Origin of the sequence: Allofrancisella heilbronnii (assembly GCF_000710735.2) — a bacterium.
Lineage (GTDB): Bacteria > Pseudomonadota > Gammaproteobacteria > Francisellales > Francisellaceae > Francisella > Francisella frigidaquae.
Genome location: NZ_CP144673.1, coordinates 1,370,382 through 1,397,092 on the forward strand (window position 1 = coordinate 1,370,382; position 26,711 = coordinate 1,397,092).

Genomic DNA, 26,711 nt, shown 5'->3' on the forward strand with positions numbered 1-26,711 from the left:
AATATTCATACAATATAACAAACTTTCCAATAAATACAAGAAATGGTTAAAACAGCTAGCAGTAAACGCTGGGTACAAGAGCACAACTCAGATTACTATGTTATTCAGGCAAATAAACTAGGCTATCGTAGTAGAGCAAGCTTTAAAATAATTGAGATTCAAGAAAAATATAAAATATTTAAACAAAATATGTTTGTTATAGACCTAGGCGCTGCTCCAGGTGGTTGGTCTGAGCAGATAATCAAATATATTGGTTCTAATGGAAAACTTATCGCTCTTGACTTACTTGAAATGGCACCTATCCCAGGCGTGGATTTTATTCAAGGCGATTTCACAAGTGATGAAACTTATGAGAAGCTAAATAACCTAATTGGTCAAAACAAAATAGACTGTATAGTTTCCGATATGTCTCCAAATATAAGCGGCAATAAAACTTCTGATCAAGCTAAATCTATATTCTTATTAGAACTAGCTCTAGATTTTGCAATAAACAATCTTAAAAAAAGTGGGGGTTTCGTAGCTAAAATTTTTCAAGGTGAAGGGGCTGATAAATATATAAAGCAAGTTAAAAACCACTTTACCAAAGTTACTCAATTTAAACCCAAATCGTCACGACCTAGATCTAGAGAGTTTTATATTATTGCTCTAGGATTTAAAGGTTAAATATTATGCTTTAAAATCTCAAACATTCTCTTAGCTATTACTTCATGACCTTTTGTTGTAGGATGACAATAATCCCAACATAAAAATTTATCCGGGTCATTTACCAACTCTATATCATATTGAATATTGCCAAGAGAATCTGCTCCTCCATAGCTGTCTACACAAATATCTGTAACATTTTCAAAACCATAATCAGTAGGATTATTAAAACAATCATTCAGTAAAGCATAAAAATCAAAGAGCTTTATATTTACTTTAGGGAATAAAAGTTGCAAATCATTTACACTACTTTTAAGCAGGTTATTTTGTAAATTAATATTTAGTTGCAAATATGATCTAAAAAACTTGCCAACCCAATTAGACAAATAGTCTTTATAAGCAGGTGCTTTAGTCACATCAGGAATATTCCAAACTATAATATTACTAGCGCCCATCTTAATAGTTTTTATAATTATTTTTTTAAGGTCTCTGGCAACTCTGAGTTTAGCCATAAGATTTATATAAGGTATTTCATTGTAAACGGTAAACATAAAATTATTAGCTCCACCATTTATAATCACAAGATCATCTTTAGAAAATCTTCCCTCTTCATTTTCAAATCTTATTAACTGTTGTGAGACAGCAAAAGAATGATACCTCAGTAAAGATGAAGGATTATTACCATGAGTTAAAGCACCGCCAATAGCATAACTTTTATGCTCAATAGTCTCTATATTTTGGTCTTTAGCGATATACTGAGCTAAATATTCTGTAGATACTATACCGTTAGAGAATCTACCTTGATAATACGGCTCCCCTGGTACATCTAGCGTTTTTATAATATTCCCTACATCTAATAAACTATCACCAAATACAACTAAACGTTTAATCTGCATCATTAATCCTTAAATTCAAAAAAATTTGCCATCCAATGGCCTATAACTAAACTATTATCTCTTATTCTCAAACTTTCTAAAGCATGCTGAAATTCATTTTTTATCTCATCTTGATACTCTTTTATCAAAGCGTAATTATGTGTTTTTAACATCTCTGGATGAGCTTGTATACCAAATATTTGATTACTAATACAAAACATCTGGATCTGACAATAGCCACTAGTTCCTATAAGTTCAGCACCAGTTGGGAGCTCAACTATCATATCTTGATGATAAAACAATAAACTCAGATAATGATGAAATGGCTCCATCCACGATTTTTTAGTTAAAATCTTTACATTTTTTATTCCAACAGAGAAACCTTTAGTAGCTCGCTCAACTCTGCCTCCTAAAGCTTGTGCTAAAATCTGATGACCAAAGCAAACTCCTATTATTTTTTTACTACTATTATACAACTCAACTATAGTTGATTTAAGCTTAGATATCCATGGTAAGTTATCAAATGCAGTAGCTTTACTACCTGTTATTATAAAACCATCATATATATCATAATCTGATGGATAATCTTGCTCTGTCACATCAAAAATATCAAAATCCACAATCAATGACAATTTAAAAAATAAATTTGCAAACATCTCTGGATAATTACCTCCAGCCATTTCACGTCGATGTTCTGGAATATGATCTGTTTGTAATATAGCTATCTTCATAAATCTTATTTTACAAGTGCTTCAAATAGTATTTTTTTAAATTTTTCTGTTATCTCAAAAGTATAAGTATGTGCTTTTAATCCTGAACGAGACCCTTTTATTTTTAGAAACTTACCTTCTTTAGATACTTCTTTTACATTTATCACATCTAGTTTTGTACTGTCTAAAATTTGTGTTTTTCTTTTCCAATTTTCTCTATAACGTGTTATAGCTGATCTAAAGGATCCTGAAATCTTATTATCCAAGGCTTTTTTAACAAACTCGCTAGCACCTTCTGGTATCTCTTCTGCAAACTTTTTTAACTCATATAAAGTGCGTACATCTTCTATGATACCTTTTTGGGCTAATTTGCGAATATTTTCATCTGCATCAGATATTTTCAAACGCATAGAAATCCAGCTTGCATCTCGTCCAAGTATTTTTGCTATATCAGCTTTTTTTAGTTTTTTAACTTCAATCAGTTGTCTTAATGCGTCTGCCTCTTCAAATGGTGAAACGTTCTCACGTTGATCATTTTCTAAAAGTTGTAACAATAGTATACTTGCATCAGATTCTTCTTCTCTAACAATACATGGTATCGTACTACGCTCTGCTTGTATACTTGCTAGATACCTTCTTTCACCTGCAATTATATGGTGAGTACCATCAATATTTTTAGGTGTAACTATAATTGGTTGAATCACACCATTTTCTCTAATACTATCTGCTAAAGATTCTATGTTTTTAAATGTTTTACGCGGCTGGTTTTTATCTGGCTGTACAATACTAAGAGGTAGTTCAAAAAGTCTACCTACTTTGCTTGCTTGCTCACTTAATTCCTGTAGCTGCATAGCTCTTAGAATATCTTTTTTCTCTTGGCTTACTGGGTCATTAATTTTTTGGTTAATTTTACGATTAGCTAGAGATATTTTTTTAGCCATTTATACCCTCTCCAAAAAATTCTTCTACTTCTCTAGCAAGCTTTTTAACTTGAAGATGAACTTTACTACCATTTGCATAGTCACCTATATACACACCTTCCGCTTCAGATTCAATAAACTTAACACTTTGGGAAACAAAAGCTTCAAAAAAATGTCCATCTTCTTCAAAAAATTCTATTAAACTTTTTGACATATTCGATTGCATTTGTACTCTATTTGCAAAAAACTTATATGGTTTATTTGCTGTTAAAGCTAAATCTTTTGCTTCTACCAAACCAGATAAATCCATACCGCTTGGTGAACATGGAATCACAACTAAATCTGACAACAAAGCTGACTTTAATGCAGCTGTTTGAAAATTTGGAGGAGTATCAATAACTATAAAATCTACGGAGGATTTTAATTCTAGGACCTTTTCACGAACATTTTTCTCATCTAAGTTATAAACAAAATCATTGTTTTCATTGTTTTTTGTCATCCACATGTATGCATCTGGTTTATCTTTATCCATGTCTACTATGGCAACTTTAAAACCCAACTCTTTTAAACCACACGCTATATTGATTGCGGTAGTGGTTTTCCCAGAACCTCCTTTTTGCTGGAGTAAAGAAATTACTTTAGCTGCTTTCATCTAATCAAAACCTTAAACTATATAGCTTAGCTTATTAATAATTAAAAATACTTACAGAAGTATAGTCTATATTTATTGACTATAAAACTAACTTTTATGATATTAACTATTGATAAGCATCTGCTTTTCTTATATTTTATAATGCAACTACAAAGCATAAATAAAACTCTTTTTTAGAAAAAAATTAAAAAAAGGTAAAAAATGGCAAAAAATTTAGTGGTCGTAGAATCACCAGCAAAAACTAAAACTATCAAAAAATACTTAGGAAAAGATTTTGATATCTTAGCCTCGTTTGGGCATGTAAGAGAGATCCCTTCTAAAGATACTTCGATAGATGTAAATGATAACTTCAAAATTAAATATGTTGTTAACGATAAAAGTAAAAAGCATATTGAAGCTATAAAAAAATCTGCTCAAGAAGCTGAAAATATATATCTTGCTACTGATCCAGATAGAGAAGGAGAAGCTATATCATGGCATGTTCAAGAAATCCTTAAAAACGCTAAACTCCTAAAAGGTAAGAATGTTTATAGAATTAGCTTTAATGAAATCACTAAAACAGCTGTATCTAATGCTATAGCTAACCCTAAAGAAATTTCTATGGATCTTGTGAATGCTCAAAAAGCTCGTCAAGCTTTAGATTTTCTAGTTGGTTTTAACCTATCTCCTTTACTATGGCGTAAGATTACAAGTGGGTTATCTGCTGGAAGAGTGCAAAGTCCCGCTTTACGCATGATAGTCGAACGTGAAATTGAGCGTGAAAACTTTATTAAAAAAGATTATTGGAGTCTTACTGCAGATACTTTTAAACAAAAGCAAATACTGGCAAACTTAATAGAGTTCAATGAAAATAAAATAGAGCAATTTAGTTTTACTGATGAAAAATCAGCGTTAGCAGCTAAAAAAACCATTTTAAAAGACGCTAACGGATATCTTATAGTTAATGAAATAATAGAAAAAACATTAAAAAGAAACCCATATCCGCCTTTTATAACTTCAACTCTACAGCAAGAAGCAGCTAAAAAATTAGGCTTTACAGCGAAAAAAACCATGTCTGTTGCACAAAAACTCTATGAAGGTATAGACCTGGGTGATGGTGAGTCAGTTGGTCTTATTTCATATATGAGAACTGATTCTACAAATTTATCTAACGATGCCTTAAATGACATAAGAAACTTCATAGAGTCAAAATATCAAAAAGGTATGCTACCAAGCAAACCTCGTGTGTTTAGCAAAAAATCCCAAAATGCTCAAGAAGCACATGAAGCTATAAGAGTAACAGCAGCAAGTAGAACACCAGAATCTATTAAAGAACATCTAACTTCAGATGAGTTTAAGTTATATAGTCTAATTTATAATAGAACGATAGCTTGCCAAATGAAGCATGCTACTTTAAATAGCACCTCTGTTGATTTAATTACAGAAAATAGCAAACACAAATTTAGAACTACTGGTACAGTTATAGTTGATGCTGGCTTTTTAAGCTTATATAACGTTGAGAAAGATGAGGATGACCAAGATGATCCTGAAAGCCAACAAACTTTACCAAAATTTGAAAAAGGTGAAAAGGTCAAACTTAACGATATTATAAGTAAAGCTCACTCAACGGAGCCCCCACCACGATTTACAGAAGCATCTTTAGTCAAGGCTCTTGAGAAATATGGTATTGGGCGACCTTCTACTTACGCTAGTATCATATCCACACTTCAGCAAAGAGATTATGTGGAGATTGAGAAAAAAAGGTTTATCCCCACAGATAAAGGCAGAGTTGTAAATAAGTTTTTAACAGAGTATTTTAAAAAATATGTAGAATACTCCTATACCGCCGGGCTTGAAGAAGAGCTAGATGAAATTGCTAATCATAAAAATGATTATTTGAGTGTTTTGAATAATTTCTGGCAACCTTTTATAGAAAGAATAAATAAAATCTCTGAAGAGGTATCTCGTAAAGATGTTGTTCAAGAAGTAATTGATGAAGACTGTCCAGAATGTGGCGGTAAACTATCATTACGTTTAGGTAAAAATGGTCGTTTTATTGGTTGTACAAATTATCCTAAATGTACCTATACAAGACAAATAGTCGGTGCAGGCGAAGAACCAAAAGAAAAAGAAGAACCTATTGTTATTGAAGATAGAAAATGCCCTAAATGCGACTCTGATCTACATATAAAACAAGGTCGATATGGAAAGTTTATTGGTTGTTCTAACTATCCGACTTGTAAACATATGGAACCACTTGAGAAGCCTAAAGATACTGGTGTAGTCTGCCCTAAATGTAATCAAAATCACATAGTTGAAAAGAAATCTCGTAAAGGAAAAGTGTTTTATGCTTGCTCAGGGTTTCCAAAATGTAAAAACGCATATTGGTACCCTCCGATTAAAGAGCCTTGTCCTAAATGCAATTCACCTATACTTTTGCATAAAACCACAAAGAAAGATGGTGAGCAAAAAGCATGCCCCAATACAGAATGTGATTATGCTGTACCAATGTTATAAAACTAAATACCTTAAAACATTCTCCCAAATTATTATTGGGAAATTTATACAAAATTATTTAACTAAATAAATTTCTTTTGATATCTACATTATCGATAAAACTATTAGACCTAGAGTAACTAAAATCATTACTTTTAGGCCTAATAACTAATGCGGACATCCTTAAACCATCATCTTTTATATATGGGACTCCGACATTTAATTTACGATCATTTATATGCTCTTCTAAATTTAAATATACAAAATCTACAATAAGGCGAGTTGAATACTTTTCAGCTATCATTTTGGCTGCAAATTTCCAACTTGATATTGCCGCTTTCATTTTTAGTTCGAAAGCCTTATACCTATACTCTGTTAAATCTATTGGACCACCAAGAAAAATCATAGAGTCTTTATTTTTCAAATCTAATAGAGAAATCAAATTTTCTAAAAATCTTATCGCCTCAAATTCGCTGTAGCCCTGAGATGGGTGTCTTATAGGATGTCTTATACCTGCGCAACTAAAGTTAAACCTATTCGTCATACAGTAACACAATCCTCGTATCACAAATATCTTGTCAAAATAGCTTGTTTTTTTAACCTGCGAGATAATATTTTGACGGTTATCTACAGGCAAAATATGAATTTTAACTCTAGCATTCCAAAAAGAGTTTGTAGAATATCTTTTAATTTTAGATAGCGGATATCTTATATCTATTCCTCCCATCCAAACTTCTTCTGGAAAAATATTATCATTAATAACTAAAGATTTTACATGACTATCAATAAGGCTATGATTATTATAATCAGCCAGAAATAGAGCTCTTTTTGTTGGTATAGTATTATTAAACTGCTTTTTACCTTCAAATGATGACGTCTCTCTCATCAGACCATTCATATTTTTATATGAAAAAAGAGCGTCAAAATGAGAAATATAGTCACTTATTACATTCCCTCTAATTACATTAATTCTACCAATTTTCATATAAATACAATACAGCTATGTTTTACTTATTATAAAATATATTTATTATAATATTAATTTATCATCATATCCACATCGGTGGAAAAATTAAAGGTAAAATCACTATACAGAATAAACTACCCAAAACAGCTAGTCTACTAACTACAAAAGCCAACCTAGATGCTCCTATATTTTGCTGCTCATTAGGTTTAAAAATTGATAAACAAAATCCAAATACAAAGACACAACCGAATAAACCCAAAGATGTTTTAAACATAGCGTTTAACATACCATCAACCATTCCAGCTGTTAACATCATTATAAAAATACAGTAATATGGATTTTCACATATCTCTATACGTTGTTTAAATAAGTTTTTAATAGCAGTAAAAATAACTACTATCGCCATTACAAATGCTAATATCCCCCACTGCGACCAAATTTCTAATAGTAAATTATGAGGATAACCAGCAGAATCATATTTTGTAATAGCTATATAATTCCACTGCCCTATCCCTGTAAAAGGATATTCAAGACCTATCTTAAAGGCTTCTATCCACACTGGTATACGCCCAGATGTGCCGTACCTAAAAATAGTAGAAACCTCCTGATTTGGAACTGCCATAATATAATTGATATATAAAAAATTAGTAATAATTGCTATAACTATACTTACAATAAAAATTTTCAATACTAGCTTAAACATCTTACGGTTATAAAACATAAGTAATGGAAATATAATTATGTACTCAGCCACGACTGTCCTAAAGGCATGATTAATAAGCACAAACCAAACCATCACCAAAGCTATTAAAGACCCTACTTTAAATATTGGTCTTAAGTTAATAAACCATGGCAGCAATAACAAAGGTATAAACCAGCTAAAGTAATTATCTAAAAAACGAGGATTCAGGCAGTTATATGTATATAATAAAACCTTCTGAATATTACCAGCTACTATTTGACCATAAACGGAGAAGTTAGACAAAAGCAAATGTAAAAATAAACTACCACCAAAAAATATTACAGACAACAATACTATCGTATAAAAATTCTTTATTGCAGTAGTTTTTTGACTGACATAGTACGCAACGAACATTACACAAATAAATTGTAAGAAAGTAACACTAACCCCCTTAAAAGCTATCAAAGGAGAGATAGCAAAAGATGATGAGATTAACCCAAATATAAAAAACAAACCTACCGAGATTTGGACCAATTTACTAAAGCTTTTAAAATAGTTTATTAGTTTAGCTAAAAGTTTTGTATTAAAGATTATTGCTATACTACAAATACATAAAGTATAGTAGAAAATAAGATATCTCACCTTAAACAAATAAAGGTTTTCTGAAAGAATATCATTTAAAAAAACCGTCTTTCCACCAGATGAGTTTTTAATTAAATTTAGGGTACTATAAGGCATAAAAGGCATCAGAAAAACTATAAATAAAGATATACATAAAAAATAGAATATTATATCTTGGTATGTTATCTTTTTAAGAAAATTTAGCATTAGGTAATATTTCTTTATTACTGGAATAAACAGTTTAACATAAATAAAAGTCACAAACTTCTATCTTTAAAAAACTGTAATACCAATTCCAAATTCAAAGTGCAGAAAATCATTGATATAGAAAAAAGGAAATTATTATACTTAAACTACAATAAGTCTTGAAAAAGAAGTATGAATATCATCCTATTATCACAGAAGCTTTAGCTAATTCTGAATTATCAGATTTATTTACTACTACCGCTTTCCAAGTACCTGCACATATTTTATCATCACTAAGCACACTTTGACTGTCAACAGTATAGTCTTCTGTTTCTTTAAATTTAGCAATAGGGAAAGATGTACTATAACAATCAGTATCTTTTGGAGCAAACCAAGTTAAATATACCGTGCCTTGAGGAGCTCCGTTCCAATTAGTAACCATACGAGCATCTATCTCATGAGTAGCCGGTTTATACTTAAGTGTTAAGGAAGCTGTAGGAGTATCATAAGCTACAGCTTCACCATCTTGGTCTGGATTCTCTAAAGTATCATCTGGATTTACTGACACAGCATCATCATGACTATAAAGCTTATCTATAAAAGAATTGTAAGTACTGCAACTCACCAAACCAATACTTACCAAACAAAATAACAATATTTTCTTCATCCCCACCTATCCACTATATGTTTTAAGTTTAAATTTTACTTCTTATTTTAGTTTTATATTATATTACAACCACCATTCGATTAACAGACTTTACAAACTTTAAATTTTTCAAAATAATCATTTTGACATAAAAAAATTAGCTTTTGAAAAAAAGATTATAAGGAAATATTTTTTAGAATGAAATAAATTAACTAATCGATAAGATCTTTAATAATAAGTTTAACTTTTTATAAAAAAGTTACAATCAACACTAATTATATAGTAATAGAATCAGTAGCGATTACATGCTTGTCATAAACAACATTTGCTGTCCATGTACCTTTACAATACTTACCACCTTGCTTAGTTTGTACAGATGCCCAAGTTTTATCATTCTTCTCACCATATTTTGTGATAGGGAAACTAGTGTCATAACAATTAGTATCACTTGGAGCCTTCCATTGTAGCTTAACACTACCTTCTGGATTATTATTATAATTTGTAACTATTATTGCTACAATTTTATCTTGTGAGCTCTGTTTTAAGCTTACTTTTGCAGTAGGAGCTGTACTTGATGAGCTTACTTCTGGAGCTTTATCTTGGTTACCAGTAGCACTTGGACTATCTGACCCAAGTGTAGAACAACCTGCTAACGCCATAACTGATAGAGAAAAAACTCCCAACTTAATTACTTTTTTCATAATGTTTCTCCTTTGAGTATTACACTTACAATTTACACATAACCAATCCAATTGTAACACTTATATTTAAAAAAAAAAATAGTTCTTTAAATAATTATACAGCTTACATTGCGGTTTTCGTTAACAAGTAAGTTATAAGTTTTACAAGCAATGTCACTAGCCATAAAATCAACGCTTTTACCAGACTTTGCTAGTTCATTTATAATTTCTATAGACGGTATCACCTGCTTATTACCTGTACCTAAAATTACAATCTCTGGATTAGCTTTAAGTATCAACTTTAAATGAGATTTCTTAATATCGTTAATCGAAGTTATCTTTTCATCATATTCTATCATCTTATTAGCAGATAAAATCAGTGGATAGTTATATTCACCTATATTAAGTTTAAAAAAGCCATTTATATATTCTTTGAAAAAAATTGGGGCTGTAATTTTATCTTCTTGTAAACTCATCATAAATAAAACCTTGATGTATGCTAAGATAGATCTTATATAATATTGTAGCATATATTAATGTTTAAAAAAATTTTGAGGTAATTATGAATTCAATACTAGAACACTCTAGCTTACCAGATTTAGCTAATTTTAAAGAACCAGAAGTAAAACCAGCTATAGATACTGCTATAGAACAAGCTCAAACTAATCTAAAAAATACTTTGAAAGTTAAAAATATAAGTTGGGAAACCATTTTAAAGCTAGAAGAAGACGATGAAAAAATCACCCAAGTCTTTTCAACAATTTCTCATATGAATGCTGTATGTAATACTAAAGAATTACGAGAAAGCTATGAATATGCTGTAACCAAACTTACAAATTTTTATACAAAAGTAGGCCAAAATAAAGAACTACTAAGCTTTTATCAGAAAATACAAAATCAAGATTTAAATTCCGAGCAAGCACAAGCTGTACGTAAAGCTATTATTGGTTTTGAAATGTCAGGCGTAAACCTTGAAGAAGCTAAAAGACAAAGACTACTAGAAATATCAGAAGAGTTAGCTCAATTAGCTAGTAAATTTGAAAACAACGTCTTAGATGCTACTATGGACTGGACTTACACTACCGATAATGACAACGACTTAAGTGGATTGCCAAAAAATACTATTCAAGCGGCTAAGGATAAAGCTAAACAAAAAAAATTAAACTCAAAATATGCTCTTGGCATAGACATCCCAACGTATTTAGCAGTAATGCAACAAGCTGATAAGAGAGATTTACGAGAAATATTCTATAAGGCATACTCGACAAAAGCCTCTAAAGAGGCTGATAATATTAGCTTTGATAATGATGAAACTATTGAAAAAATCCTAAAATTACGTATCGAAAAATCACAAATATTAGGTTTTAATAATTATGCTGAATATTCACTTTTTACAAAGATGGCTGAAACCCCAGAACAAGTTTTAGAACTTTTAAATAAACTTTTAGACAAATCAAAACTACAAGCAAAGAAAGAATTAGAAGAGTTATGTACCTTCGCTAAAGAAAATGGTTTAAAAGATGAACTAAAACCTTGGGATACAGCATACTACGCTGAGAAACTTAAAAAAGCTAAATATGATTTCACAGCCGAAGAGCTAAGAGAATATTTCCCTCTGGAAAAAGTACAACTTGGTTTATTTAAAATCCTTAATTCCATATACGGTTTAGAGATAAAAGAAAATACTTCTTATAAAAAATACATTCCTGAACAACAAACTTTTGATTTTTTCAAAAATGAAAAATATATAGGTAGTATAATTTGTGACTTATTTGTTAGAGATAATAAACGTGGTGGTGCTTGGATGGATGGCTCTCGTACAGCGTTTATAAAACCTGACGGTAAAACACAAAATCCTGTTGCTTATGTAACTTGTAACTTTCTACCACCATCTAAACAAGGTGCTAACCTAACTCATAACGATGTTGTTACATTATTTCATGAATTTGGTCATGCTTTACATCATATTTTATCAAAAGTTAGTATTCCTTCAATATCTGGGACAAATGGTGTTGAATGGGATGCTGTAGAGCTTCCAAGCCAATTTATGGAAAACTTCTGTTGGTGTGAAGAAGGACTAAATTTAATCTCAGGCTCACGTGATGGTAAAAACCTCTCTAAAGAGCAAATAAGTAAACTCGTTGGAACAAGGCATTTTCATTCAGCATTAATGATGGTTCGACAACTAGAGTTTGGTATTTTTGATATGAATATTCACTTTAAAAAACTAACTAGCGTAGATATGGTACAAGCAGAGCTAGATGCTGTTCGTAAAAAAATAGATCTACTTCCAGTGCCAAATTATAATAAATTCCAAAATAGTTTTTCACACATTTTTGCTGGTGGGTATGCAGCTGGATACTATAGTTACAAATGGGCAGAAATCCTCTCTTCTGATGTTTTTTCCCGCTTTGAAAAAGAAGGTATTTTAAGCGATAAAGTCGGACAAGAATTACTAGAGAATATTATTTCAAAAGGATCATCTCGTGATGCTATGGATAATTTTATGGCATTTATGGGTAGAAAACCTAGTGAAGAGGCATTACTAAGACATAGTGGAATTAACAATTAAGAAATTTAATCCTTAGTGTAGTGACCAATTCGCTGACATATCAAAACCTAAATTTACTATCAAAGACATCACAATGTGCTGTCACTACAAGTAACTACAAACATGAAAGAAACCACAAAAATTGGTAATAAAGCAGAATTAGAAGCCTGTAAATTTTTAAAGTCTCAAGGTCTGCAAATTTTAGTGCAAAATTTCAAAGTTTTGCCTTATGGTGAAATTGACATTATTGCATTAGACAAAAACACACTTATTTTTATTGAAGTCAAATATAGAAGCGCTACAACTTTTGCTAAAGCTGAAGAGATGATAACTTATTCTAAACGAAAAAAGCTTATAAACACTGCCAATATTTTTCTAAAGAGAAATTCAAAGTATGAAAATTATGAGTGCCGGTTTGATGTAATTGCTATAAATAACAATGATGTCAATTGGATAAAAAATGCCTTTATAACTCAATAAAGATTCATAGGGCTGATTTAATTTGATATAAGCTTTTACTATGAACGTTTTACTTCTAATTAATTATTGATGCTTTCAACTGCTCTAAATTACTTTAATAACTCAACACCACTTTATAATGAGTTTTTTACAAATATATTAAATAAAAATATTTAATATATTTGTAAATAATTAATATATGATATAATTTAGTTATACTAATAAAAATATATACTGAAATTAAGTTATTTCACTTAAAAACCATTTCCTCCGGTGAAAATTAAATTTAACCAAAAGAGCTGTTTATAAGCACTTGTTTAACTTTTAAGTTGCAACAGTGTCTTATAACTCAAACCAAAAATAAGAATAAGGTATTAAAATGAATGAGTATAAGAGATATTATTCTGAATATAAAAATTTAAATGTAATCGATATAGAACAAATAAAAAAAGAATTAGATGAAAACTTCAAAATAGAATCAGGTTATAAAGTTACATTTGCTATTGGAGATTTACATGGAAATGCATTAAAAGCAATTAGATTTCTCATTGAAATCGGTGTTATAGATTTGCAGCAGCATAACCTACAAAGTATATATGATAGTTTAAAGTCTGCTTATTACAGTAAAAACTACCTTACCTTTCAAACTCACCTAAATAAAATTCGATTTGATGCCAGTCGCATTAAACAAGTAAAATTAGTTTTTATTGGTGCTATTTTGGCTGATAGAGGAAATTCCGACTATATGACTCTGTTGGTTTTCGGAAAAATGAAAGAATCTAGAATCGATTATACGATATGTCTTTCAAATCATGATGAGAAGTTTATTGATTTACTAAAAGGGTGCATAAAGCCTCGTTCCATCCCTAAGTCTTATGATTTAGATTCAATACCTCAATCTGAACAATATGAAGATACATTCCTAGAGAATTATGCTACAGCTTACTTACCACATTTAAAAGTTATGGAATATGAAACTATAGGAGACAACGAAATAGTTTACTCTCATGCTCCCTGCAATTTTGAGGCAATTAGGAAAATTAAGTTTGCTCCAACAAATAAAAAACTAAGTGGTACGATAATTGGCATCAATAATTATTTCCAAGACTTTGTCATTAATAGTAATCAATCATTTACTAGCAAGTGGATAATGGTTACTCGTCTCCACAACTTCGTATGTTGTAGTCTAACGAATACTAAATTTGTTAACCCTAAAATTATAAACGTTTTTGGTCATATAGATGACGAAGACATCAACAACCAAAATCAGATAAATTTATATTCAAATTTTGGCAAAGATAATGGTGCTCCTACAGGTAATTTTAAAATATACTCTGTTTACAAATATCAAACCTCTGAAAATTTCACTAACTACGATTTCTCTAATGAGGAAATGAATGAGCTGTTTGAAGAACATCTTGAGCTTAGGGACAAAAGTATAGACTCTAGTAAAACCTCATTTAAAGCTGAAAGTAGTGACCAAAACTATGTTACTTGTAAAAAACGAAATAGCGCCAAAGATATTAGGGAAACTAAAGATACTAAAACAAATATTTTGAAAATATTAGAAGGATACTTAAAAACTAACCCTAATAATACCTCAAAGTCTCGAAATATATGGCTATATCTTAAAGGTAGAAACCATATAAATCGCCTAAAAAAGGTTTATGAAGAAATAGAAAGATCAACCAATATAAATGATATGCAAAGCATTTTGCAACAGCAAAAGGACATATTTGAATCTGCAATGTCATATTCCAAAACCAAAGTAAAAGGTAGCATTTCTGAGCGTTGGAATAAAAACGAATATAGCACGATAAAAAATATACCTAAAGATTTAAATAAATCGGAGTTTTACAAAACCATTAATAGTGCGCTTAATTATGTAAATACAAAGCTGCAGAAGGCCTCTGGTCCACGCTATAATTCATCTCAAGTTTCTTTTAATCATCTTGCTTCCCACCACTTTAATAGAAAAAGTAATTTTTTCACACCATTACACAACGTTTATAACACTTGTTACATAAACTCATCTTTACAGCTATTAGACCATATAAATGAATCTGCTGACAATATTTTCAATTTCCCATCTTTTTCTTCAAGAAAGAGTTTAAGTGCTTTAGTATCAGATTTTTGGTGGCCTGAAGACCAAACGTTAAATGAAAATTATTCACAGCAGGATGCGGCGGCATTTTTGCAGTGTCTAATAGAATCAAATAAGTATAGAGACTTATTGTTGCCTAGATTTCAAATTTCATACGAAGTGCAAAAAAAAATCACTAGCTGCTGGAAGCATGCAACTGCTCTACAATACTGTCGTAATGATGATTCAAACATGCTGGAGATAAGTCTTAATAAAGAGGAAATTCAGAAACAATATAACCCATCGTTAAAGAAACTAATAGAAAAAGCACAGCTAGAGGAATCACCTCTCGATAATCCCGTATGTTATGCTTGTATGAGCACAGCAGGTGATGATAATTATTCGATTGAGAACGAAAAAAAATATAGGTGTGCCAAGGGGGTTGAAATAAGGAAACTTGTCAGTACTAGTAGTTATTTGATTATTCACCTAAAGAGATTTGGGTATAATGAGAATACGGGGGCATACAAAATAAATGATAGTATCGACATAGAAAACGAGCTAACAATACAAAACCATAATCGTTATAAACTAGTAGCCTATATTATTCATGAAGGAAATCAACTTACAAGTGGACATTACTATTTAGTTTCACTTAAAAACTACCCTAACATGTATAAGATTAATGATGAAAAAGTAATAATCTTAAACGAAAATAAAGAAATAGGACTAAGAAAACACGCATATATAATGTTGTATAAAAAGATATGAGTTAAGAATCACACAGTAAGTCAGAATCTGACTATATTACATACAACTTAAAAGAACTTTAGCAAAGCTGTGAGCATGAATTTGCACTACTAAAATATAGTTTAAACAAACATTTCTTAATATATAGACATCTATGGCGTTGGATAATGTAGTAGCTCAAACTTGATCTGACAGTCACCAATTAATTTGAGACTGAATTTATTTCTAAACTAGTGTCAGATTTATCAAACATATTACCTAAATTTTTCTCTTTTGCCAAAGGTTTTGAGTCAATAAAAGTTTTCATAGGCGTTTTCCATAACAGTGCTTACCAGAATGTGGTCTATCGTTATTGTAATAATCCAGCCATATATCAACATCTTGCTGAATCTCCTCAATCGTTGAATAAACCTTTTTTCTAAACATTGTCTCATAACATTCATTTTTCATAGTTTTATGAAATCTTTCACAGATACCATTAGTTTGAGGGGAGTTAGCTTTTGTTTTAGTATGGTCAATGTCTTCTATGCTTAAGTACATCTGGTAGGAATGATTCTCCAGCTTTCCACAATATTCCGTGCCTCTATCTGTTAATACTCTTAATAGATCTATTCCATGTTCCTCAAAGAATGGTAATACCTTATCATTAAGCATATCAGCAGCTACTATTGCATTTTTTTCTGTATATAACTTAGCAAATCCTACTCTAGTATACGTATCTACAAATGTCTGTTGATATATCTTACCTATACCTTTTATATACCCTACATAGCTATCTTGAGATCCTAAGTAACCTGGATGATGCGTTTCAATCTCACCAGTAGCAACCTTTTTAGCTTTTTCTTTTTCTAAAGCTTGTAATTGAGCTTCTGTAAGTATAAAGCCATCTTGAGCTACTTTGGTCTCTAGTGCTGTTAATCGCTTCTTAAAATTCTCTAAGTCATGTCTAAGCCAAATAGATCTAACTCCACTTCCTGAGACTAATATTCCTTGCTTTGCTAATTCATTTGATACTCTATGTTGTCCATACGCCGGATATTCATAAGCCATATTAACTACTGCTTGCTCAATATGTGCCTCAACTCTATTTTTCTCTAATGGCTTCTTACGGGATATTTCTTGTAAAGCTAATTCTCCACCATTATCGTATAACTCTTTAAAGCGATAGTAGCTGTCTCTTGAGTAACCCATCACTTTACAAGCTTGCTTGACATTACCTAATTGTTTTGCTAATTCTAACAGACCTAATTTGGGTTTGATTATCTTTTGAGATGCATTCATTTTATTCTTCCTTAATTTGACATCTTATTTTATACACAATGTCAGATTAAGTCAAAGCTATTACAAGTAAACCAATCAACCATCAAAAATCTCTACTACTTACCAAATTTACTAGATAGGTTGATATTTTAATTCCAAGCCTATTAATATAAACTAAAAGTGTGTCAAAAATTATAAAATTTGGTAGTAAATATGCCTATATCACAGAATCAATATCAAGAATTTATAAATGCACTCGATAATTATAGATTAATACGTTTTGAGGGGCCTAATGCTACACGCGAACATAGAAGGTCTGATTTATTTAATACGGGAATAAGCCGAGATACCAAAAAAGATGCTTTTAATAATTTCATTCTTTTTACAGAAGGAAAAGACATTATTTTTCAACCGAACGAGATTCAGACTTTGAGAGATGGGCGATTAGGTAAGATTATCCGTAACTTTTCTAAAACCCAAAATTTAACTGTACGTGAACTTCTCTCATCTAATCTTTTTAAAGATTACCATAATAACCCTTATGACAAGCAACCTCTTTTAACTAATAAAAAAGAATCTATATATAACGATAATAACCAGAAAACTCTCGTTTTTTCTGCGCAAAGCTCATATTTATATGATCTATATGGATTATGTGAAGAAAACGACATTCCATTTCAAATACTTCATAGAAACGCTAAGGGTGAGGTAGACGTTTGGGTTAGAGATTATTTTTTTGAGAATAGTAGCACAATTTACCTTCGAAATAAGAATAGCGATTATGCTAAAGAAAGTAGCTTTAAAACAAACTTATACAATCCTAAAAAAATTGATTATCTTGCAGATATGCATAATGTAATACCTGGCATGAAAGATAATAACCTAAGATTTTTAGACACTCCTACCAATAATGGTATCCAAATAAAACCAACAAATAGAGCAGCAGAAGGAGGAAATATTTTTTGCGTAAATAACACCCTTGGTCAAAAATATGTTTTCTTAGGGGAGCAAATTATTTCGTTTGAAAGACAGATATCTGCAAATAAAAAAATAGATAAAACAGAAAATGAGATTATATTAAAATACAAGAAGATCTTTAAGACAAATAATATCGTCATACTACCCAATTTAGCTTATCATTTAGATTTACAAATGTCATTTATAGGTAAAGGTACTTTTTTAGTAAACTCTTATGATATAAATTGGTATAAGGAATTTAAACCAGGATTATTTTATTATTTAAAAACCCATTCAAGATCAAAACAATTGTTAAGTGATAAAGAGCGTAAAGTAGAAGAAATCATAAATATTCTACGTAAAAATAATTTTAAAGCTGAGGAAGCATTTCTTACTATGAATTATAAGCCACATTGTGCTTCTGAAAACTGGACATTAGAAACCTGGAATGGAGACTATATAGAATCATCATTCGTCAATGGGTTTGATGTTTATAGCCCTAAAAAACAGACTAATTTGTACGTAACCCTTGACTCACCTCACGAATCACATAAACAATATTTTTCGGAATTGATCAAAAAATTTGGTGTTGAGCCATATTTTGTCAATTATAATGGTAGAAACGCTCATAGAACCATGGAATATTTTGAAGAAGAGCATGGCGGAGTTAGATGTCAAACAAATTTTTTACCAGTTGAAGTAATTGAAAATCTGGAAGGATAAGGATTTTTGAAAACTAAGCTTAGTTGTAATAGCTTTGACTTAATCTGACATTGTGTATAAAATAAGATGTCAAATTAAGGAAGAATAAAATGAATGCATCTCAAAAGATAATCAAACCCAAATTAGGTCTGTTAGAATTAGCAAAACAATTAGGTAATGTCAAGCAAGCTTGTAAAGTGATGGGTTACTCAAGAGACAGCTACTATCGCTTTAAAGAGTTATACGATAATGGTGGAGAATTAGCTTTACAAGAAATATCCCGTAAGAAGCCATTAGAGAAAAATAGAGTTGAGGCACATATTGAGCAAGCAGTAGTTAATATGGCTTATGAATATCCGGCGTATGGACAACATAGAGTATCAAATGAATTAGCAAAGCAAGGAATATTAGTCTCAGGAAGTGGAGTTAGATCTATTTGGCTTAGACATGACTTAGAGAATTTTAAGAAGCGATTAACAGCACTAGAGACCAAAGTAGCTCAAGATGGCTTTATACTTACAGAAGCTCAATTACAAGCTTTAGAAAAAGAAAAAGCTAAAAAGGTTGCTACTGGTGAGATTGAAACGCATCATCCAGGTTACTTAGGATCTCAAGATAGCTATTATGTAGGGTATATAAAAGGTATAGGTAAGATATATCAACAGACATTTGTAGATACGTATACTAGAGTAGGATTTGCTAAGTTATATACAGAAAAAAATGCAATAGTAGCTGCTGATATGCTTAATGATAAGGTATTACCATTCTTTGAGGAACATGGAATAGATCTATTAAGAGTATTAACAGATAGAGGCACGGAATATTGTGGAAAGCTGGAGAATCATTCCTACCAGATGTACTTAAGCATAGAAGACATTGACCATACTAAAACAAAAGCTAACTCCCCTCAAACTAATGGTATCTGTGAAAGATTTCATAAAACTATGAAAAATGAATGTTATGAGACAATGTTTAGAAAAAAGGTTTATTCAACGATTGAGGAGATTCAGCAAGATGTTGATATATGGCTGGATTATTACAATAACGATAGACCACATTCTGGTAAGCACTGTTATGGAAAAACGCCTATGAAAACTTTTATTGACTCAAAACCTTTGGCAAAAGAGAAAAATTTAGGTAATATGTTTGATAAATCTGACACTAGTTTAGAAATAAATTCAGTCTCAAATTAATTGGTGACTGTCAGATCAAGTTTGAGCTACTACAGCTTAGTATATACAAATCTAAATTTTTATATAAACCTTTATAAATTCTGCCCAACTGTACACCTATCCTTATTATTCAAATCTTTGATGGTCAGAACATTTGAAAAGTTATTTTCTTGTAACAATCCTACTACTGCTTCTGCTTGAGAGAATCCATGTTCTAGATATATCCTCCCTTTTGGTACTAAAAATCTAGCAGCTTGAGTAACTATAATTTTTATATCAGCTAACCCCTCATCGCCAGCAAAAAGTGCTGATTTAGGTTCATAAGTTTTCACTTCATGATCAATATAACTATCAGCAAAATCTATATATGGTGGGTTTGAAACTATAATATCAAATTTTTCTAATCCTAAAGCTTGATACCAATTACTTTGCATAAATTTAACGTTAGCTATATTATTTATTACAGCATTTTTTTGAGCAATTTCTAAAGCCTCTTTAGAGAAGTCTACAGCAATTATTTGACTATTTGGTAATTCACTAGCCAGCGCCAAAGCTATTGCCCCTGTACCTGTACCTAAATCTAATATTTTCAATTTAACACGAAACTTATAGTCAAGAGATTCCAGATCAGTGTCCGGAATGACTGGTTTATTAATATCATTCAAAATCGCTTCAACTAAAACTTCGGTATCTGCTCTAGGGATAAGTGTATCTTTAGTTACAAATAATTTTTGTTTCCAAAAGTATTTATATCCTAATATATAAGCTAATGGCTCACCTTGGCTTAATCGTGAAATATTTTGCTCAATTTCTTTAGTTTGTTGATCACCTAAAGTTTGCTCTGGGTACATATACAAATAAGTCTTATTTACACCTAAGATTTCGCAAACTATAGCCTGAATGTCAAATTTAGCTGTAGCAGTATCACTAAATTTAAACTTCGTTAGATTTGTTTTTATTAGATTAGAAATTGTTAGATTACTACTCATCTGACATAGTAGCTAAAAGATCAGCTTGATGCTCTAAAACTAATGGTTGAACCACACTGTCTAAATGACCTTCCATGACTTCATCAAGTTTATATAATGTAAGGTTAATACGATGATCAGTAATCCTTCCTTGAGGGTAGTTATAAGTTCTAATTCTCTCTGACCTATCACCGCTACCAACTAGATTTCTGCGCGTATCTGACTGTTCTTTTTGTTGTTTATCTATCTCAGCTTGTAAAAGCTTAGATTTTAGCATCGACATAGCAGCTGCACGGTTTTTATGCTGTGAACGCTGATCCTGGCATTCAACAACAACACCAGTTGGAATATGTGTTATCCTAATCGCAGAATCAGTTTTGTTAACGTGCTGACCTCCTGCTCCTGATGCTCTAAAAGTATCAACTTTCAAATCCGCCGGGTTAATATCAATACCTTCAACCTCATCAACCTCTGGCATAACAGCTACAGTACATGCTGAAGTATGGATTCTACCTTGTGACTCAGTAGCTGGAACACGTTGCACTCTATGAGCCCCAGACTCAAATTTAAGCTGTGAGTACACACCTTCACCATTTATCTTTGTAATTATTTCTTTATAGCCACCATGCTCACCTTCACTAGCTGACACAACTTCTATTTTCCAGCCTTTTTGCTCAGCGTATTTAGAATACATCCTAAACAAATCTCCAGAAAATATAGAAGCCTCATCACCACCAGTACCTGCTCTTATTTCTAAAAATACGTTAGCATCATCATTAGGATCACGTGGCAACAGTAAGATCTGTAGGTCTTTCTCAAGCTCTATGGTTTTAGTTTCAGCAAGTTTTAATTCCTCTTTTGCCATCTCAACCAAGTCTTGATCTTTCTCATTTAGCATCTCTTGTGCTGCTTGCTTATCTTCTTGTGCTTGAGAATATTCTTTAAACGCATTAACAACTGGCTCTAAACTAGAGTATTCTTTTGATAAATCTCTAAATTTGTTTTGGTTGGAAATAACACCAGCATCACTAAGTAACGCACTTACTTCCTCATGCCTTTCTACAAGGCTTTGTAATTTTGATTTTATAGAATCTTTCATTTATTTTTCCATGTTTAAACCAAACATTCGTTTCATACATACAAGACAATCTTTTCTACCTTCTTTTGATGCCTCTTTCATTCCCATAACTGGATAGTGTAAAACTTTTTTCTTAATCTCATATGCAAATCTTTTTATTATCTCTTCAGCATCTTTACCATTTCTAATTTTAGATAAACTTCTTTCTAGTGACATATCTACCATATCATCAGCTTTATCAAACAGTTCTTTAATTGCTGTATTAGATATAATAGCTTTTTCCTTTTCCAAATACTCCTCCAAAGATTTAACTATAATCTTCTGAGCCCTTGTGCTTTCAAGTTTACGCTTATCTTTACCTTCTTCCATAACTGCATGTATATCATCAACACAATAATATACATTTTGTCCAATACTTCCGACAGTAGGATCTATAGCTCTAGGGATCGATATATCGACAAAAACTCTTGGTTTAAAATCTAAATATACTGGTGTAACAATATAGTCTTTCACAGTAACTGCAGCAATGGCTATATCAGCTTCTTTAAGCAACTCTGGCAACTGATCTAAAGTATGTGCTGTAGCATTAGCAAAGGTTCTGGTGATCTTTTGTGCTTTGTCCAAACTTCTATTAGCAAGCATAATATGTTTTGGAGCTAAAGCTGTAACATGTCTAAATAAGAGTTCTCCTGTTTGACCAGCCCCTATAATCAAAACATTTTTAGTTGAAATACTATCTAGTTGTTTTTTAGCCAAAGAAATAGCTGAAAAAGCTACTGAAACTGGACAATGCCCAATTCTTGTTTCACTACGAACTTTTTTAGCTGTAGCAAAAACTTTTTGAAACACCCTATCTAACTCTTTGCCTAAAGCACGATTTTCTTTACTCTGCGTATAAGAGTCTTTAACCTGTCCTAATATTTGTGGCTCACCTAAAACCATTGATTCTAAGCCACAAGCAAGCTTCATTAGATGTCTTATAACTTCTGTACCTTGTCTTAGTTTAAAGTAATCTTTAAGAGCGTATTTTGAATCTCTGACATAATTTTGCCACCATACCAAAATAGCATCGACAACTATTAAATTAGATATTTCAAGATAAATTTCTGTACGATTACATGTTGATAAAATAACAGCGTAACAAACATCATTTATAGCAAGTATGGAGCTGTACAACTCTCTTACATCATACCCAGATAATGAAAACTCACTGCGTACTTCTATGGGAGATTTTTTATAATCAATCGCTAAAGATATTAATGCCATACTTATTTTTAAAATTTTCTAAAATAATTTAATATTGGAAAAACACTCCCTATTCTAACACAAAATACCTTGACATTACATTCTATTCTTTGATTAAGAAACTAACAACATGCTTGTTTTTATGATAAGATGTTATAAGTTTACTAATTATAAGAAAGCTAAACTAATGAAGGTTAAAAATCTATCTAAAAAACAAGCTCAAGCTTTATACACTATTGCTGGCGTGATTATTGTTGCTATTATTTGTATCACGATATTTCAGTTTTATAGTTCTGGGGATAACCAGAAAATGCTAGAAGCCTCCGAAAGTTACCAAAAAGCACTTATAACAAGCGAAAATCCAGACAACCCTATAGACACTAAAATAGCTAGTTTTGAAAGTGTAGTAAACATCTATCCAACTACGAGTTTTGGTATATTTGCAAGTTGGAATATAGCATATATATATATTACATCAACTAAATTAAATCCTAAAAAAGAGATTAGCGCTACTGATTATAAAAAGGCTATCAACGCTTTACTAAAAAGTGCTAATGCTAACCCTAAAGACAGTTTAACAGATATTACAAAAACCAGATTAGCTAAACTTTACATAGAAACCAACCAATCAGATAAAGCTATCGAAACCCTTAATAGTTTAAAATATTTACAAAATAGTGCTTATCCTCTAATGTTATTAGGTCAAGCATATAAGCAAAAGGGTAATACAACAAAAGCTATTGAGATTTGGCAAAAAGCTACTCAAGACCCTAATGCCACACCAGAGTTTAAACAAATAATCACTCAATTTATAAATAATTCAAACTAACTATGAATAGGTTACTAAATATTAACTACTTTATTATTCTTTTAATATTGACTATCTTAATTACTAGCTGCTCAAAAAGTAATGTACCACCACCCACACCTTTAGAAGAAAAGCCTCCTCAACAAACCCATATAAAAGTAAAATGGCAAACAAAAACAGGTAATGGCAATGGTGGCATGGGCAACTATGATCTTGCACCAACATATACTAACGAATCAATATTTGTCCCTAATGAAAATGGACTAGTGTATGCTCTAAATATTAAAAATGGTGAAATAATTTGGCAAAAAGATATTGATATGAGCTTATCAGCTCAACCAAATGATATAGCCAACGCTGTAATATTGGGCTCAATAAAAGGCGACTTAATCGCTCTTGATACAAAAGACGGTTCAACATTATGGCATACGCAAATGCCAAGTAGTCTATTATCTCAACCAACCATCTATGACAGTATTATATATACTTACACGCATGATGGTTCTGTGTCTGCATTTGATGCTAAAGACGGTGAAAAAAAGTGGAGTGCTCTTAATAATATTCCAGAAATCACCTTGCCAACCAACTCCTCACCTATAGTTCTTAATAATACTGTTATGATTGGCTCGGCTTTTGGTACTGTTCTTGGTTTTACGACCAAAGAGGGGGATAGAACTATTAATATTCCTATTGCTATAGCTCATGGTTCTTCACCTGCAGACAAAATGGTCGATATAACTGCTAATCCTATGCTATATGATGACTACCTGATATTTGCCTCGTATCAAGGAGCAATAGTAGCTCTAGATAAAGATAATGGTAAAATGTTATGGGCAAAAAAATCTTCTGTAATTAATAACATGGCTATTAATGATGGAATAATTTTTACCAGCCAAGATGACAGCTCACTAAAAGCTTTTGACATCCAAAATGGTGACACAGTATGGACCCAAGACATACTTAAATGGCGTAAAATCACTGGACCAGTGTATTACAAAGGCTTAATTGTTGTAGCAGATTACCAAGGATACCTACACTTCTTTAACTCTCTAAATGGTGAATATTTGGGTAGGTTTAAATTAACTCCTGAAAGTAAAATTTTTGACTATGGGATTTCTGGGCAGCTAATTCCAACCGAAGAAGGAATCATTATACAAGCTAAAGATGGAACTATATATTTAGTAGATGCATATAGCGATAAAGTTATATATGATAGTATACTTAGCGATTACAAAGTTGATAGAGGCACAGAGATCAAGCAAATTTATCCAGTAAAAACTAAAGAACTCACTGTTGGAAGCAATAGTGTTGATAAAAATAAACCTCAAACAAAAGGTTTAAAAATTAACGTAATAATTGGTGATTTTAGCAGAAATAAGTAGGGGTAAATGTATAAAATAACAAAACCGTCTTTACTCATACTTATTTTGATGGTCTCATTAGGACCATTTGGTGATACTATCTACGCCCCTGTGTTACCCGAGCTAAAAAAAATTCTTGCTACTGACTATTCACATGTGCAACTTACTATAACCTCATATTTACTAGGCTATTCTATTAGCCAAGTATTATATGGCCCTTTATCTGATAGATATGGTCGTAAACCCTTAATCCTCACTGGAGCTATTTTTTTTATATTCAGCTCTATAATATGCATATTTGTTGATAATGTAGAAAATTTAATCTATGCAAGGTTACTACAAGGCTTTGGGGCTGCTGCCGGTGGAGTAATAGCTACTGTTGCTGTAAAGGATGCTTTTGAACTAAAAGAGCAAGGATATATCTTTGCCATCATGAATATTGCTTTCGTTTTGGCACCTGCTGTTGGGGCAATATTAGGGGTATTCCTAACACCGGTACTAATCTTTTGGATACTCCTTGTAGCATCTAGTTTTTTATTTATAAATGTTGCTTTATTTTTCCCTGAGACTATAAGAAAAAAAAATATAGATGCATTAAAACCAAAATATCTAATTGTAAACTATTTATCTCTCTTTAAAGACCATCAATTTTTCTTCGCAACATTCGTGTTAGGTATTAACATTAGTGTCATTTATGCTTGCTTAATAGAAGCTCCTGATATTTTTTTAAACATTCTTAAGCTTGATAAATTTAGCTTCTTATATTTACTTACATTAATAGTTGTAGCTGTGGTTTCTGGCTCACTTGTATGTGCTAAGATAAGCCGTATAATAGCTTACAAATATTTAGTCAACTTCGGCATGCTTTGTACACTTATCTCTGGAATTTTATGTGTTTATGCGTTTAGAGAACTAACTGACATGGAGCTTTCATTAGCTTTAACAGCGATACTGTCACTAACATTTACTGGAGTTTCTTTTAGTGTACCACTACTGACTCCTATAGCTTTAGAAAACTTCTCTTCAACAGCAGGTGCAGCATCATCAATTATGGGATTTATGCAAATGGGAATAGCCTCCATAACTACAGCCATTATGAGTCAAATTGGCTTAGGAAGTGAGTTTGTTTTATCGTTTGCGTTCATAATATTACCTACTATTGGTCTTGCTATATTTTTACCTTATAGTTGTTATTTCTTAAAAAAATAATTATACATAAAATACTTGAAAATGCGGGATTTATATCAAAGTATTTTTGTAT

General features: G+C 31.4%; 22 protein-coding genes and 1 pseudogene. 10 read left to right on the top strand and 13 right to left on the bottom strand.

From position 1 onward, the window contains the following. Window positions 1–42: 42 nt before the first annotated feature. Window positions 43–663: an RlmE family RNA methyltransferase gene (locus tag FRA_RS06425; RefSeq protein WP_035720064.1), complete on the top strand. Its 621-nt coding sequence runs from the start codon at window positions 43–45 to the stop codon at window positions 661–663. Here the strand turns inward: FRA_RS06425 and FRA_RS06430 are convergent. The 4 genes from FRA_RS06430 to FRA_RS06445 are packed head-to-tail and all read right to left on the bottom strand — an operon-like array spanning window position 660 to window position 3,799. Then, the gene (locus FRA_RS06430) at window positions 660–1,541 is read right to left on the bottom strand and encodes an SGNH/GDSL hydrolase family protein (RefSeq protein WP_035720066.1); all 882 of its coding nucleotides are present in this window, start codon (window positions 1,539–1,541) and stop codon (window positions 660–662) included. The two genes, FRA_RS06425 and FRA_RS06430, sit on opposite strands and share 4 nt — an antisense overlap. After that, on the bottom strand, window positions 1,541–2,248 hold the full coding sequence (locus FRA_RS06435; protein ID WP_035720070.1) for a glutamine amidotransferase-related protein: 708 nt from the start codon (window positions 2,246–2,248) through the stop codon (window positions 1,541–1,543). The genes FRA_RS06430 and FRA_RS06435 overlap by 1 nt, the downstream gene beginning before the upstream one ends. 5 nt (window positions 2,249–2,253) lie before the next feature. Next, window positions 2,254–3,168, bottom strand: coding sequence for a ParB/RepB/Spo0J family partition protein (locus FRA_RS06440; RefSeq protein WP_035720073.1), 915 nt, complete (start codon window positions 3,166–3,168; stop codon window positions 2,254–2,256). Further along, window positions 3,161–3,799 carry a ParA family protein gene (locus tag FRA_RS06445; protein WP_035720075.1) on the bottom strand — a complete coding sequence of 213 codons (639 nt, stop codon included), beginning with the start codon at window positions 3,797–3,799 and terminating at the stop codon, window positions 3,161–3,163. Before FRA_RS06445 ends, FRA_RS06440 begins: the two co-directional genes overlap by 8 nt. A 201-nt stretch (window positions 3,800–4,000) precedes the next feature. Here FRA_RS06445 and topA point away from each other — a divergent pair, with 201 nt between their 5' ends. Next, complete coding sequence (gene topA, locus FRA_RS06450) at window positions 4,001–6,295, top strand: type I DNA topoisomerase (RefSeq protein ID WP_035720077.1); 2,295 nt, start codon at window positions 4,001–4,003, stop codon at window positions 6,293–6,295. 58 nt (window positions 6,296–6,353) lie between these two features. Here topA and FRA_RS06455 read toward each other — a convergent pair whose 3' ends face one another. The 5 genes from FRA_RS06455 to FRA_RS06475 all read right to left on the bottom strand — a co-directional run bounded on the left by FRA_RS06455 (window position 6,354) and on the right by FRA_RS06475 (window position 10,535). Next, complete coding sequence (locus FRA_RS06455; RefSeq protein ID WP_035720078.1) at window positions 6,354–7,259, bottom strand: hypothetical protein; 906 nt, start codon at window positions 7,257–7,259, stop codon at window positions 6,354–6,356. A gap of 64 nt (window positions 7,260–7,323) precedes the next feature. Continuing rightward, window positions 7,324–8,751, bottom strand: a complete 1,428-nt coding sequence (locus FRA_RS06460) for an O-antigen ligase family protein (RefSeq protein ID WP_035720079.1) — start codon at window positions 8,749–8,751, stop codon at window positions 7,324–7,326. 178 nt (window positions 8,752–8,929) lie between these two features. Continuing rightward, on the bottom strand, window positions 8,930–9,397 hold the full coding sequence (locus FRA_RS06465) for a TUL4 family lipoprotein (protein WP_035720080.1): 468 nt from the start codon (window positions 9,395–9,397) through the stop codon (window positions 8,930–8,932). Between the two features lie 254 nt (window positions 9,398–9,651). Then, window positions 9,652–10,077: a TUL4 family lipoprotein gene (locus tag FRA_RS06470; protein WP_035720081.1), complete on the bottom strand. Its 426-nt coding sequence runs from the start codon at window positions 10,075–10,077 to the stop codon at window positions 9,652–9,654. Window positions 10,078–10,163: 86 nt separating this feature from the next. After that, complete coding sequence (locus FRA_RS06475) at window positions 10,164–10,535, bottom strand: Mth938-like domain-containing protein (protein WP_035720084.1); 372 nt, start codon at window positions 10,533–10,535, stop codon at window positions 10,164–10,166. Between the two features lie 83 nt (window positions 10,536–10,618). On the opposite strand from FRA_RS06475, the gene FRA_RS06480 reads away from it, so the two are divergent. From FRA_RS06480 to FRA_RS06490, 3 genes are all read left to right on the top strand, one after another. Then, window positions 10,619–12,628, top strand: a complete 2,010-nt coding sequence (locus FRA_RS06480) for a M3 family metallopeptidase (protein ID WP_035720085.1) — start codon at window positions 10,619–10,621, stop codon at window positions 12,626–12,628. Between the two features lie 102 nt (window positions 12,629–12,730). Beyond that, complete coding sequence (locus tag FRA_RS06485) at window positions 12,731–13,087, top strand: YraN family protein (RefSeq protein ID WP_035720088.1); 357 nt, start codon at window positions 12,731–12,733, stop codon at window positions 13,085–13,087. 358 nt (window positions 13,088–13,445) lie between these two features. Beyond that, a complete protein-coding gene (locus FRA_RS06490) occupies window positions 13,446–15,920 on the top strand; it encodes a ubiquitin carboxyl-terminal hydrolase (RefSeq protein ID WP_035720090.1) in 2,475 nt (824 codons plus the stop codon). A 181-nt stretch (window positions 15,921–16,101) separates the two neighbouring features. Here FRA_RS06490 and FRA_RS06495 read toward each other — a convergent pair. Further along, window positions 16,102–17,180 (bottom strand): annotated as a pseudogene (locus tag FRA_RS06495) (IS481-like element ISFw3 family transposase). A gap of 192 nt (window positions 17,181–17,372) precedes the next feature. On the opposite strand from FRA_RS06495, the gene FRA_RS06500 reads away from it, so the two are divergent. Both FRA_RS06500 and FRA_RS06505 read left to right on the top strand, forming a co-directional pair. Continuing rightward, complete coding sequence (locus FRA_RS06500) at window positions 17,373–18,839, top strand: hypothetical protein (protein WP_035720091.1); 1,467 nt, start codon at window positions 17,373–17,375, stop codon at window positions 18,837–18,839. Window positions 18,840–18,928: 89 nt separating this feature from the next. Beyond that, window positions 18,929–20,011 (top strand): IS481-like element ISFw3 family transposase, encoded by a 1,083-nt coding sequence (locus tag FRA_RS06505; RefSeq protein ID WP_035719039.1) that lies wholly within the window; start codon window positions 18,929–18,931, stop codon window positions 20,009–20,011. A gap of 71 nt (window positions 20,012–20,082) precedes the next feature. Here the strand turns inward: FRA_RS06505 and prmC are convergent, their stop codons facing one another. From prmC to FRA_RS06520, 3 genes are read right to left on the bottom strand one after another with little or no spacing between them, the layout of a single operon-like run. Next, window positions 20,083–20,979 carry a peptide chain release factor N(5)-glutamine methyltransferase gene (gene prmC, locus FRA_RS06510; protein WP_035720094.1) on the bottom strand — a complete coding sequence of 299 codons (897 nt, stop codon included), beginning with the start codon at window positions 20,977–20,979 and terminating at the stop codon, window positions 20,083–20,085. After that, a complete protein-coding gene (gene prfA, locus FRA_RS06515) occupies window positions 20,972–22,057 on the bottom strand; it encodes a peptide chain release factor 1 (RefSeq protein ID WP_035720096.1) in 1,086 nt (361 codons plus the stop codon). Before prfA ends, prmC begins: the two co-directional genes overlap by 8 nt. Further along, on the bottom strand, window positions 22,058–23,302 hold the full coding sequence (locus FRA_RS06520) for a glutamyl-tRNA reductase (protein WP_035720098.1): 1,245 nt from the start codon (window positions 23,300–23,302) through the stop codon (window positions 22,058–22,060). It abuts the gene before it with no gap. Between the two features lie 121 nt (window positions 23,303–23,423). Here FRA_RS06520 and FRA_RS06525 point away from each other — a divergent pair, with 121 nt between their 5' ends. From FRA_RS06525 to FRA_RS06535, 3 genes are read left to right on the top strand one after another with little or no spacing between them, the layout of a single operon-like run. Further along, on the top strand, window positions 23,424–24,110 hold the full coding sequence (locus tag FRA_RS06525; protein WP_321174115.1) for a tetratricopeptide repeat protein: 687 nt from the start codon (window positions 23,424–23,426) through the stop codon (window positions 24,108–24,110). A 2-nt stretch (window positions 24,111–24,112) separates the two neighbouring features. Beyond that, window positions 24,113–25,471: an outer membrane protein assembly factor BamB gene (bamB, locus tag FRA_RS06530; protein ID WP_035720100.1), complete on the top strand. Its 1,359-nt coding sequence runs from the start codon at window positions 24,113–24,115 to the stop codon at window positions 25,469–25,471. Between the two features lie 6 nt (window positions 25,472–25,477). Next, on the top strand, window positions 25,478–26,659 hold the full coding sequence (locus tag FRA_RS06535; protein ID WP_035720102.1) for a multidrug effflux MFS transporter: 1,182 nt from the start codon (window positions 25,478–25,480) through the stop codon (window positions 26,657–26,659). The last annotated feature ends 52 nt before the right edge of the window (window positions 26,660–26,711 follow it).

What these genes read in the sequence shown, in the direction of transcription:
- prmC (WP_035720094.1), bottom strand. Translation starts at nt 20,979, where the DNA reads ATGAGTAGTAATCTAACAATTTCTAATCTAATAAAAACAAATCTAACG.
- FRA_RS06490 (WP_035720090.1), top strand. Translation starts at nt 13,446, where the DNA reads ATGAATGAGTATAAGAGATATTATTCTGAATATAAAAATTTAAATGTA.
- FRA_RS06445 (WP_035720075.1), bottom strand. Translation starts at nt 3,799, where the DNA reads ATGAAAGCAGCTAAAGTAATTTCTTTACTCCAGCAAAAAGGAGGTTCT.
- FRA_RS06455 (WP_035720078.1), bottom strand. Translation starts at nt 7,259, where the DNA reads ATGAAAATTGGTAGAATTAATGTAATTAGAGGGAATGTAATAAGTGAC.
- bamB (WP_035720100.1), top strand. Translation starts at nt 24,113, where the DNA reads ATGAATAGGTTACTAAATATTAACTACTTTATTATTCTTTTAATATTG.
- FRA_RS06475 (WP_035720084.1), bottom strand. Translation starts at nt 10,535, where the DNA reads ATGATGAGTTTACAAGAAGATAAAATTACAGCCCCAATTTTTTTCAAA.
- FRA_RS06485 (WP_035720088.1), top strand. Translation starts at nt 12,731, where the DNA reads ATGAAAGAAACCACAAAAATTGGTAATAAAGCAGAATTAGAAGCCTGT.
- FRA_RS06500 (WP_035720091.1), top strand. Translation starts at nt 17,373, where the DNA reads ATGCCTATATCACAGAATCAATATCAAGAATTTATAAATGCACTCGAT.
- topA (WP_035720077.1), top strand. Translation starts at nt 4,001, where the DNA reads ATGGCAAAAAATTTAGTGGTCGTAGAATCACCAGCAAAAACTAAAACT.
- FRA_RS06465 (WP_035720080.1), bottom strand. Translation starts at nt 9,397, where the DNA reads ATGAAGAAAATATTGTTATTTTGTTTGGTAAGTATTGGTTTGGTGAGT.
- FRA_RS06435 (WP_035720070.1), bottom strand. Translation starts at nt 2,248, where the DNA reads ATGAAGATAGCTATATTACAAACAGATCATATTCCAGAACATCGACGT.
- FRA_RS06460 (WP_035720079.1), bottom strand. Translation starts at nt 8,751, where the DNA reads ATGCTAAATTTTCTTAAAAAGATAACATACCAAGATATAATATTCTAT.
- FRA_RS06430 (WP_035720066.1), bottom strand. Translation starts at nt 1,541, where the DNA reads ATGATGCAGATTAAACGTTTAGTTGTATTTGGTGATAGTTTATTAGAT.
- FRA_RS06535 (WP_035720102.1), top strand. Translation starts at nt 25,478, where the DNA reads ATGTATAAAATAACAAAACCGTCTTTACTCATACTTATTTTGATGGTC.
- FRA_RS06440 (WP_035720073.1), bottom strand. Translation starts at nt 3,168, where the DNA reads ATGGCTAAAAAAATATCTCTAGCTAATCGTAAAATTAACCAAAAAATT.
- FRA_RS06480 (WP_035720085.1), top strand. Translation starts at nt 10,619, where the DNA reads ATGAATTCAATACTAGAACACTCTAGCTTACCAGATTTAGCTAATTTT.
- FRA_RS06505 (WP_035719039.1), top strand. Translation starts at nt 18,929, where the DNA reads ATGAATGCATCTCAAAAGATAATCAAACCCAAATTAGGTCTGTTAGAA.
- FRA_RS06525 (WP_321174115.1), top strand. Translation starts at nt 23,424, where the DNA reads ATGATAAGATGTTATAAGTTTACTAATTATAAGAAAGCTAAACTAATG.
- FRA_RS06520 (WP_035720098.1), bottom strand. Translation starts at nt 23,302, where the DNA reads ATGGCATTAATATCTTTAGCGATTGATTATAAAAAATCTCCCATAGAA.
- FRA_RS06470 (WP_035720081.1), bottom strand. Translation starts at nt 10,077, where the DNA reads ATGAAAAAAGTAATTAAGTTGGGAGTTTTTTCTCTATCAGTTATGGCG.
- FRA_RS06425 (WP_035720064.1), top strand. Translation starts at nt 43, where the DNA reads ATGGTTAAAACAGCTAGCAGTAAACGCTGGGTACAAGAGCACAACTCA.
- prfA (WP_035720096.1), bottom strand. Translation starts at nt 22,057, where the DNA reads ATGAAAGATTCTATAAAATCAAAATTACAAAGCCTTGTAGAAAGGCAT.